The following is a 6673-nucleotide window of genomic DNA, read 5'->3' as shown; positions in this document are numbered from 1 at the left end:
AAAACTCACGAGGGACGCGTGAGGGATGATAGCGGCATCCTTTTATAGTTGTCTTCGAGAACCTCAGACAACTTATAAAAGATACAGCGAACAGCCCGGCCCGAAGGGACACGCCCAAATAAGAAATACACTTATATATAGTAAATAAAAATCCCATCTGATACAGATGGGATTATAACAATATAAGTAGTGTGCTATTTGTTTTCTTCTATTTCTTTTTGCTTGGCTTCTTGCTCCGCTCGAATGGCTTTTACTTTTTCACGCCATATTTTTTGCAATTCAGTATAGTTGTGTCCGAGTTTTGATTCTTGCTTTTGCAAACGACCATCTATAAACGATCGGTACAAAATACTTTCAATTAAATAATCCTCGGCTACATTATTGGGTTCGTATTTCGATTTTAAATTAATATCAAACAAGCTAGCGGTATTGTTTGCCCAAAAGGCTTTCCATCCGCTTTTTAAATCATGAATCAAATCGAATGTTGTGGTTCCTGTTTGGCGATGAATTAATTTTACCAATATTTGTCCGTCCTTGCGACTTAGTTTTTTTAATTGTGCCTCAAATTCATCGGTTAGATAGCCTTCCACAATTTTGAAATACTTCTTCTTGTCTCTTTCTGATTTTAATAATTTCATTCCTTTATTTAACGCTACCAATCGATCGGCTGCAATTTTAGCATAAGGATAGGTTTTTTGCACGCGTCGTTGCAAAATCATAAATCGCTTTCGTTCCTCATCGGTTTTGAAATTATAAGCACGATTGGTCACCACAACCTCTTCCAGCTGATAGGACACTTGGGCAAGAGTATCTTTATCTTCTAACTTCTTCTCAACTTCAAGCGAATCAATCTTTATTTCTTGAGCATTGGATTGTAGCGCACCAAATAGCAAAACTATATATATAAGTAGGTGTTTCATAAATGAATTAAAATTTTCCAAATTTATAGAAATATCTATCAACTGTTATACCAATTTTATAAATTAGCAAAAAAATAATTTATGGCAACAAAATCGATACTAAATAAGAAGTCGATTGACTTTTTAGAAAAATACCTTAATAATGCATCTCCAACCGGATATGAAAGTGAAGGACAGAAAATTTGGATGGATTATATCAAACCTTATGTAGATACATTTATTACCGATACTTATGGAACTGCGGTTGGAATCATCAACCCAGATGCTAAATACAAAGTTGTCATTGAAGGACATAGTGACGAAATTTCTTGGTATGTGAATTACATTACGGATGACGGATTAATATATGTGATTCGAAATGGAGGTTCTGACCATCAAATCGCGCCATCAAAGCGAGTAAATATTCATACCAAAAAAGGAATCGTAAAAGGTGTTTTTGGTTGGCCAGCTATTCATACACGTGGAAGAGGAAAAGAAGAAAATGCCACTCAGTTTAATATTTTTATCGATTGTGGTTGTTCTACTAAAGAAGAAGTGGAAAATTTAGGCGTTCATGTGGGTTGTGTGATTACCTATCCAGATGAGTTTATGATTTTAAACGAAAACAAATTTGTATGTCGTGCCATTGATAATAGAATGGGTGGATTCATGATTGCCGAAGTCGCTCGTTTATTAAAAGAAAACAAAAAGAAACTGCCTTTTGGTTTGTATGTAGTCAATGCGGTTCAGGAAGAAATTGGACTTCGTGGTGCCGAAATGATTACTCAAACCATTAAACCCAATGTAGCAATTGTGACCGATGTTTGTCACGATACCACTACCCCAATGATTGATAAGAAAATTGAAGGAGATTTAAAAATTGGTCGTGGTCCTGTAGTAGCTTATGCTCCAGCGGTACAAAACAAGTTACGTGAATTGATAACCGATACGGCTGAAGAAAATAAAATCCCTTTCCAGCGTCATGCCACTTCAAGAGTTACCGGAACAGATACGGATGCTTTTGCATATAGCAATGGTGGAGTTGCTTCGGCATTAATTTCACTTCCGTTGCGTTATATGCACACTACTGTAGAAATGGTTCACAAAGAAGACGTGGAAAATGTAATTAAACTGATTTATGAAACTGTTTTAAAAATTGAAAACAACGAAAGCTTTTCTTATTTTAAATAAAAAATAAAAAGTTTGTCCTCAATAAAAAAACAAACCCTGTTAGAGTTTTTTAATTCTGACAGGGTTTTTATAATATTCTTTAAATACTTTTACTGATAAAAATAATTTAAAACTATAGAATTAACTGAACTTGAACTACTAATAGGATAATTATTTGAATTGTAACTGTAATGCTTTACACTATGTTCTATAGCGGTTCCGTTTTGTACGTCGTATAATCTCATTTCATTATTTATCGTACTTCTAGCTTGAACCTCATAACCAACAGACATATATTTTATTTTATCCAATCCTACAACATTTTTAAAAGGATTATTCTTATTATCATATTCAAAAGTTACTGTTGCATTGTATGAATCGTTTGCACTATCATAATCATAATCTTTACTTATTACATCACGGTTTGAATTTAAAGAAAGTTTTGATTGATCAAGTAGACTGAATGTAGTTCCTCCATTTGTACTTTGAAAAGCTCGAATAATTATTACACTATTAGCTAAAGAATACGACAAATATTCTTCTATTATATTGTTGGTTGAAATTTCATTTTGGGTTCTTTTAGAAAGTTTACCATTAGAATATTCATATGTTGTTTCATATTGTATTTGTCCAAGATTATCTCTTTTAATTACTTCTGTTATATAATTACCTTCATAAGTTATTTCAACTTTTTCCAAATTATAATTATTAGTAATACTAATTAATTTATTCCCTTCATAATTATAATACGTTTCATTTGAACTATCTCTATTTTTAGTTTTAATCAATTTTATTACTTTTGAAGTAGTTGGAGGAAGGTAATTGTTAGTGGAAACTTCATCACTTGAGCACGAAGTTGATAAAACAAACACACACAATACGTAGGCCATTATTTTTTTCATAAAAATTCAATTTGAGGGTGCAAATAAAAATAAAAAAAACAACAACCAATCAATGTAATTAAGATTTTAACATTTAGCATTTTTTATTAAATTTACAATACTAAAACCGACCAAATGCAATCGAAAGCTTTAACTGTAACTGACTATTTGAATGAAATTCCTGAAGAACGAAAAGATGGATTTAATAAGTTGAGAGATACAATTCTTAAAAATATACCCGAGGGTTTTCAAGAAGGAATGGGTTATGGCATGATGGGCTATTCTGTTCCACATAGTATTTATCCAAGTGGCTATCATTGCAATCCGAAAGATCCCCTTCCATTTGCTGGACTTGCGTCACAAAAAAACTTTATTGCCTTTTATCATATGGGGATTTACGCCAATCCAGAGTTACTGAATTGGTTTACTGCTGAGTTTCCGAAACATTCAAAAAAGAAATTAGACATGGGAAAAAGTTGTATCCGATTTAAAAAACCTGAAGATATTCCGTTTGAATTGATTGGCGAATTAATGCAAAAAGTAACCGTTCAAGATTGGATCACAACCTATGAAATGGCTTTCAAAAAATCAAAATAGCAAATAAACAATCTAAAACTATAAAACTATGAGAATTTTAAAGAGAATCCTTTTTGTCTTGCTGGCTCTTGTTGGAATTGTATTGCTAGCAGGATTAGTCATGACCAAAGATTATGCGGTAGAAAGAGAAGTAACGATAAACCAACCTAAAGACAGTGTTTTTAATTATGTTAAAATGATGAAAAACCAAGATTATTTCAGTGTTTGGAACATGAAAGATCCTAATTCGAAAAGAACTTTTACAGGAACAGATGGTGAAATTGGTTTCATTTACAGTTGGAATGGAAATGAAGATGTTGGAGAAGGCGAACAAGAAATTAAGAAAATTGCACCCGGCGAACGTATCGATATGGAATTACGTTTTAAACGCCCGATGGAATCTACTGATTATGCTTATTTTGTTACAGAAGGAATTTCTCCGAATCAAACTAAAGTAAAATGGGGCTTTAATGGAAAAATGCCTTATCCTTTTAATGTCATGATGCTTTTCATGAATATGGACGAAATGCTGGGTAAAGATTTACAAGCGAGTCTCGATAATTTGAAAAATAACCTTGAAAAGAAATAGTTTCAAACAACCTCAATAAAAAAAGTCCCTTTTAAAAGGGACTTTTTTAGTGACTAATTTTTACTTTAAAGCAGCAATGGCTTCACTTGCTTTAGACAATTCGGCATACTTTAACGCGGTATACCCTCTTTCATCTTTCGTTTTTTTATCCGCTCCGTTTTTCAACAATAGATCAATAATTTCTGACTTGTTGTAACGTGCCGCCAACATTAATGGTGTAACTCCATTTGAAGCTTGGTTCACATCCACTCCATATTCAATAAATTTCTTAACGGCTTCCAAGTCGCCTTTAATAATTGCATTACAAATCGGAGAATCTACGAAATAAACTGTTTCCGATTTTTGTGACAGTTTAACGTTTGATGCAAATGATTGATTTGCGAAAGCTCCAAGAGCTAATCCTAAAATAATGATTGTTTTTTTACTCGTGTTTAGTACATTGATTTTTTTGTACTCGTGAATCGTTGATTTCATAATGATTGATTTTTGATTAATGATTTATAAAAATAGACGTTGAAAAATCCCTTGCGTTACATAAAAATTAATATCCTAACAAAACTTTAACACTCACATTTTCAGAATCGATAAATACAAATCACAAAAAAACCACGCAAAGCGTGGTTCATGCAACTTAAAATAGTTTTGTTTTATTTATTCAAATAAGCGACAACATTCTTTTCAATTCGTTCTTGAATATTTGATACATCTGCTTTTACAAATGCTTCTCCGATAATATTTTCATACAATTCGATATAGCGTTCTGAAACAGTGGCAATATAATCATCGGTCATTTCTGGGATTTGTTGTCCTTCTTTTCCTTGAAAATGATTAGCAATTAACCATTGGCGTACAAATTCTTTAGACAATTGTTTTTGGGCTTCATTTTTGTCTTGTCTTTCTTGATAACCTTCGGCGTAGAAATAACGAGAAGAATCGGGTGTATGAATTTCATCAATCAATACAATTTTTCCTTCTTTGGTTTTTCCGAATTCATATTTAGTATCGACTAAAATCAATCCGCGAGAAGCCGCAATTTCTGTTCCTCTTTGAAATAAAGCTCGTGTATATTTTTCTAATACCAAATAATCTTCTTCCAAAACAATTCCGTTTTCTAAAATCGCTTCGCGAGAAATATCCTCGTCATGCGTACCTAAATCGGCTTTCGTAGTAGGTGTAATGATAGGTGTGGAAAACTTATCATTTTCTTTCATTCCATCTGGCATTGCAACGCCACACAACATTCTTTTTCCAGCGGCATATTCACGAGCGGCATGACCTGACAAGTAACCTCGAATCACCATTTCCACTTTAAACGGTTCACACAAATGACCAACCGCTACGTTTGGATCTGGAGTGGCAATAAGCCAATTGGGTACAATATCTTCCGTCAGCTGCATGAATTTGGTAGCAATCTGATTTAATATTTGACCTTTGTATGGAATTCCTTTTGGCATTACGACATCAAAAGCTGAAAGCCTATCGGTGGCAATCATGACCAAAATTTCATCATTAATATTGTAGACTTCACGAACTTTTCCGTGATAAACCGATTTTTGACCCGGAAAGTTGAATTGGGTCGAAGTAATTGTATTCATTAGTGTTGTGTTGCCCTTCGATAAACTCAGGATAAATTGTGGTGCAAAAATAGTTTTTTAAAACCGATGTTCAAAAATTATTTTAAAACGGATCTTCGAATCAAACTATTGAACAACTTGTAACCCAAGCATTGTCTTAAAAACTTCATGATTTTGGCATCAAAACCAATGGTGTAGCGTTTGAATGTTTTCGGTGGATTTTCGGCAATCTCAAAAATTTTATGGATAATTTTAGGTATCAGCTCTTTGTTTTTGTTTGATTTCTTAATCAAAATTGCTGAAATTCTATCCATTAACACATTATAGGATTCGATATCTGTATTTTCTGACTTGGTGACATTGGCTTGAAAATTCGTATTGGCATTTCCGAACTGAACGGTACAAACCTTAATATTAAAATCAATTAATTCGTAAGCCATGCATTCTGAAAAACTCTCCACTGCTTTTTTGGTCGAATGATAAAAACTACCCAAAGGCAAATTTACCAATCCGGCAATGGAAGAAATATTAATAAACAGTCCGCTTTTTTGATTTCGGAATACAGGAATAAATGCACGACATACTTTTACAACGCCAAGCCAATTGACTGCAACAATTTGATCTATTTTTTCGTCTTTAGAAAGTTCGACAAAACTTCGGTACCCAATTCCTGCATTATTAATGACTACATCAATGGTTTGGTATTTTTTTGCTATTTCAATTTTAGCATTTTCGATACTTTCCGAAGAAGTAACATCCAACAAATAACATTTTATATTGGGAAAGTCTTTAAAATCAAAACCATGATCCAAATGAATCATTGTCGCAATTACATTCCAACCATTTTTTGAAAAATGAAATGCAAGTTCCTTTCCTAATCCGCTTCCAGCTCCAGTTATAAGTACATTTTTCAAAATTCTATGCTTTAAAAAACAAATAAAAGCTATTTCATTATAATATGCAAAGTCGATTTACAAAAAAAGG

General features: G+C 32.9%; 8 protein-coding genes. 3 read left to right on the top strand and 5 right to left on the bottom strand.

Annotation, left to right across the window (positions count from 1 at the left end; translation table 11 throughout):
- Nucleotides 1-194 precede the first annotated feature (194 nt).
- On the bottom strand, nucleotides 195-920 hold the full coding sequence (locus EQG63_RS09310; RefSeq protein ID WP_129436099.1) for a DUF4294 domain-containing protein: 726 nt from the start codon (nucleotides 918-920) through the stop codon (nucleotides 195-197).
- An 81-nt stretch (nucleotides 921-1001) separates the two neighbouring features.
- Between EQG63_RS09310 and EQG63_RS09305 the strand changes: the two genes are divergently transcribed.
- Complete coding sequence (locus EQG63_RS09305; RefSeq protein WP_129436098.1) at nucleotides 1002-2090, top strand: M42 family metallopeptidase; 1089 nt, start codon at nucleotides 1002-1004, stop codon at nucleotides 2088-2090.
- 89 nt (nucleotides 2091-2179) lie between these two features.
- On the opposite strand, the gene EQG63_RS09300 is transcribed toward EQG63_RS09305, so the two are convergent.
- Nucleotides 2180-2971: a hypothetical protein gene (locus EQG63_RS09300; RefSeq protein WP_129436097.1), complete on the bottom strand. Its 792-nt coding sequence runs from the start codon at nucleotides 2969-2971 to the stop codon at nucleotides 2180-2182.
- A gap of 114 nt (nucleotides 2972-3085) precedes the next feature.
- On the opposite strand from EQG63_RS09300, the gene EQG63_RS09295 reads away from it, so the two are divergent.
- Nucleotides 3086-3547, top strand: a complete 462-nt coding sequence (locus tag EQG63_RS09295; protein ID WP_129436096.1) for a DUF1801 domain-containing protein — start codon at nucleotides 3086-3088, stop codon at nucleotides 3545-3547.
- 28 nt (nucleotides 3548-3575) lie between these two features.
- Nucleotides 3576-4115: an SRPBCC family protein gene (locus EQG63_RS09290; RefSeq protein WP_129436095.1), complete on the top strand. Its 540-nt coding sequence runs from the start codon at nucleotides 3576-3578 to the stop codon at nucleotides 4113-4115.
- A 60-nt stretch (nucleotides 4116-4175) separates the two neighbouring features.
- On the opposite strand, the gene EQG63_RS09285 is transcribed toward EQG63_RS09290, so the two are convergent.
- From EQG63_RS09285 to EQG63_RS09275, 3 genes are all read right to left on the bottom strand, one after another.
- On the bottom strand, nucleotides 4176-4589 hold the full coding sequence (locus EQG63_RS09285; protein WP_129436094.1) for an ankyrin repeat domain-containing protein: 414 nt from the start codon (nucleotides 4587-4589) through the stop codon (nucleotides 4176-4178).
- 173 nt (nucleotides 4590-4762) lie between these two features.
- Nucleotides 4763-5710: a phosphoribosylaminoimidazolesuccinocarboxamide synthase gene (locus EQG63_RS09280; protein WP_129436093.1), complete on the bottom strand. Its 948-nt coding sequence runs from the start codon at nucleotides 5708-5710 to the stop codon at nucleotides 4763-4765.
- Nucleotides 5711-5787: 77 nt separating this feature from the next.
- Nucleotides 5788-6603, bottom strand: a complete 816-nt coding sequence (locus EQG63_RS09275; RefSeq protein ID WP_129436092.1) for an SDR family NAD(P)-dependent oxidoreductase — start codon at nucleotides 6601-6603, stop codon at nucleotides 5788-5790.
- Nucleotides 6604-6673: the final 70 nt, after the last annotated feature.

This window comes from Flavobacterium amnicola, assembly GCF_004122165.1.
GTDB classification, from domain to species: Bacteria; Bacteroidota; Bacteroidia; order Flavobacteriales; family Flavobacteriaceae; genus Flavobacterium; species Flavobacterium amnicola.
The sequence above is the reverse complement of the archived record's forward strand: the minus strand, read 5'-3'. Positions and strand labels throughout refer to the sequence as shown.